The 3144-nt window shown below is 37.2% G+C and carries 5 protein-coding genes; 4 read left to right on the top strand and 1 reads right to left on the bottom strand.

The annotated features are described in order from the left end of the window. Positions 1 to 88: 88 nt before the first annotated feature. Entirely contained in the window at positions 89 to 298 is a 210-nt protein-coding gene (locus IJF99_RS05775) for a hypothetical protein (RefSeq protein ID WP_292793000.1), read from the bottom strand. Between the two features lie 374 nt (positions 299 to 672). On the opposite strand from IJF99_RS05775, the gene IJF99_RS05770 reads away from it, so the two are divergent. The 4 genes from IJF99_RS05770 to IJF99_RS05755 all read left to right on the top strand — a co-directional run. Continuing rightward, a complete protein-coding gene (locus tag IJF99_RS05770; RefSeq protein WP_292601998.1) occupies positions 673 to 834 on the top strand; it encodes a preprotein translocase subunit Sec61beta in 162 nt (53 codons plus the stop codon). Between the two features lie 48 nt (positions 835 to 882). Further along, positions 883 to 1707 carry an imidazole glycerol phosphate synthase subunit HisF gene (gene hisF / locus IJF99_RS05765; RefSeq protein ID WP_292792999.1) on the top strand — a complete coding sequence of 275 codons (825 nt, stop codon included), beginning with the start codon at positions 883 to 885 and terminating at the stop codon, positions 1705 to 1707. After that, the gene (locus IJF99_RS05760; protein ID WP_292792997.1) at positions 1704 to 2609 is read left to right on the top strand and encodes a DNA glycosylase; all 906 of its coding nucleotides are present in this window, start codon (positions 1704 to 1706) and stop codon (positions 2607 to 2609) included. Before hisF ends, IJF99_RS05760 begins: the two co-directional genes overlap by 4 nt. Before the next feature lie 20 nt (positions 2610 to 2629). Next, on the top strand, positions 2630 to 3144 hold a 515-nt coding region (locus IJF99_RS05755; RefSeq protein ID WP_292792995.1), incomplete at its 3' end, for an MFS transporter.

The following is a 3144-nucleotide window of genomic DNA, read 5'->3' as shown; positions in this document are numbered from 1 at the left end:
AGTCTTTCTTGATTTTTTCTAATTCCTATGCTAAATCTATGAATTCCTTGGGAGTCATGTCTTCAAAATCATTCTGTTTATTTTTCATTTAATTCCTCTCAGCCAATAATATGAAGTCAACATCCAATTCTTCATCATAAACTATCCCTGATGAGGCACAAAATTCTTTAATATCCCTTAAAATCTTTAAATATAATTGATCTTCCTGTTTTATTGATAAATTTGAAGAGTATTTAATATAATATTGGACTCTGGGATTTCCTTCCTCATCAAAGTTGTCTTGAATGCAACATGTCAAACAGGAGTATTTCGGAATAATTTTGGATTTAATAAACCCTCCTATTGAACAATATGGTTCGGGATTTCGAATTATAATCTCGTCGTGATTTTGTAGAATAGTTTCATCTCCTTCTTATTAATTAAATTAATATATGATTTCTTATTATTTTAAAATTTCCAAGTGCTACTAATCATATTCGGTTAATATGTTTCGTATATTCTTTATTTATACTTTTTCTCAATTCTCGGATAATATTTACGAATTCAAAGCAATATTGCAGTGATAAAAAATGAATTTACAGATTTTAATATTTACATTATTTTTATATACTATGAAAAAAATAATTATATTCATTATTTTTTCATGAATTAAATATTATAGGAGATTACTATATGGCAAAAAAAGATAACAAAATTTCCATGCCTCAAACTGGTGCAGGTTTAGTAAGATACTTTGATGAAGAAAGTTTAGGTCCGAAACTTTCACCTGAGCATGTCATTGTCGCTACTGTTATTTTAGCAATATTATGTTTTGTTTTAAGGTATTCCGCTTAAGAATATTTTACAAACAACACACTACTTTTTTTTAAAATTTTTGATACTATGTTAACCAAAAGAATTATTCCCTGTCTGGATTGTGACTTGCAGGTTCCTGAGGGGCGCGTTGTTAAAGGAGTCGAGTTTAAGCAAATAAGATATGCTGGAAATCCGGTTGATTTGGCAACCCGTTACTATGAGGAAGGAGCGGATGAAGTTGTGGTTTTAGACATCACCGCTTCTCATGAGCGCAGAGCCACAATGGCCGATGTCATCGACAGGCTCACGGAAAACGTTTTCATGCCTATTTGCGTCGGTGGAGGAATAAGGAAGGTTGACGATTATATTAAAATGCTCAAGGCAGGTGCCGATAAGTGTTCGACAAACACCGCAGCCATTAAAAATCCGCAATTGTTGAGTGAGGCTTCAAAGGTTGTCGGATCCCAGGCGGTCGTAATAGGAATCGATGCAAAAAGAAGATATGTTTCACATCCTGATGATGCAAAGGATAAAACGGTTATAGAAACCGATAAGGGATATTGCTGGTTTGACACCAGTATTTATGGCGGACGCGAGTTCACAGGCATTGACGCCATCCAATGGGCAATGGAATGCCAGGATTTGGGTGCCGGCGAAATATTGTTGACAAGTATGGATGGTGACGGAACCCAAAACGGATATGATATCGAGCTGAATAAGACAATCAATGACGCTGTCGACATTCCTGTCATTGCCAGCGGAGGGGTCGGAGAACCAAAACATATTTTGGATGTATTTGAAAAGACCGACGTTTCAGCAGCCCTTGCGGCAAGCATATTTCATTTTAATCAGTATTCAATAGGCACGGTTAAGGAATATTTGAAAGAGAATAATGTTGCGGTTCGTCTATGATAATCAAATCTCCGATAAATTTAGATTTAACAATTAATTCAGGCCAGACTTCACAGCCTCCATGGATTCGTGAAGGGGATTGTTTTTCGAATGCTGTTTTAGTTGATGGAAAACCAGTTATTTTTAAGGTCAGACAGTCAGGAAATTACATTGATTTCAATTTGAATGACAAAACAGCCGTTTCAAAGCTGAATTACATTTTTGATTTGGATTTTGATTTGGATAAGTTTTATAAATATTTGTCAAATAATGCGGAGTTGGCCGATATGAGTAAGTTCTGCAATGGCTTGAGACTGTTCTTGGCTCCTGATCCGTTTGAGTGTGTTATCTCATCAATCTGTTCTGCAAACAATTCCATTAAAAGGTGGACAAAATCCGTTTCTCAGATAAGGCAAAAATGGGGAAACCGTCATCAAAATTACTATACATTTCCTCAAAGCGACGACCTTGCAAAAGCCTACTTGGATGATGAAGAGGAATTTAATTTGTCGAATATTTCAGATATTGAAATGTGCTGCAACAACCTTAAAGATTGTGGCGTGGGATATAGAGCACCATACATGAGAAGGGCAAGCGAGCTTTTCTCACATGAAATGGATCTTTCACAAATACATGAGATGAGTTACGATGAAGCATTTGAAACAATGTTGAAAGTTCCAGGAGTGGGTCCGAAGGTGGCGGATTGCATTTTACTTTACGGATTTAACTTTAGGCAAGCCTTTCCAAGTGATGTGTGGATAAAAAGGATAGTTTCATATTTATATTTCGATGGAAAAGACATCAGCGTTCCTAAAGTGCGCGAATTTGGAATGGAGGAATTCGGCGACAATGCGGGATATGTTCAGCTGTACATGTTTCACTATGCCCGCAAATCCGGCCTGATGGAAAAACTTAAAAAATAATTTTATAATATATTTACTTGATGAAATCTGAAAATCTTGTTTTATTCATTTGTGCATTATTGTCATTTTTCACAGTTTTCGCGTTCAATGCAGTTATTATCGTAATCCCGAGCATTGCAACGGAATTTGCAATGAGCAACATAGTTCAAAACTGGGTTACAATACTCTTCCTGCTGGTTGTGGCGGTTCTTTCTTTCCCGGCAGGTCAGATTTCAGGAAAATACGGCCTTAAGAAAATCACAATCGCCAGCGTAATCCTGTTCATGGTGGCCTCAATCGCTAACGTATTCGTCACTTCATCCGAAATGTTTTTGGCATGCCGTCTGGTATTGGGGATTGCGCTTGCATTCATTAACGTAACTTCAATGGCTATGGTGGTGTCCGCCTTTAAGCCTGAAGAGCGCGGCAGGGCATTGGGAATAAACATAATGGGCGTATATCTGGGATTGTCATTATCGCCGGTAGTTGCGGGGATTCTAAATTTCCAGCTTGGCTGGAGGGCGGTGATACTGTCTCCGCTTCCGTTTTTAATTCT

The organism is Methanobrevibacter sp. (assembly GCF_017406825.1).
Classification (GTDB): Archaea; Methanobacteriota; Methanobacteria; order Methanobacteriales; family Methanobacteriaceae; genus Methanocatella.
This window is presented reverse-complemented; position numbering and strand designations above follow the sequence as displayed.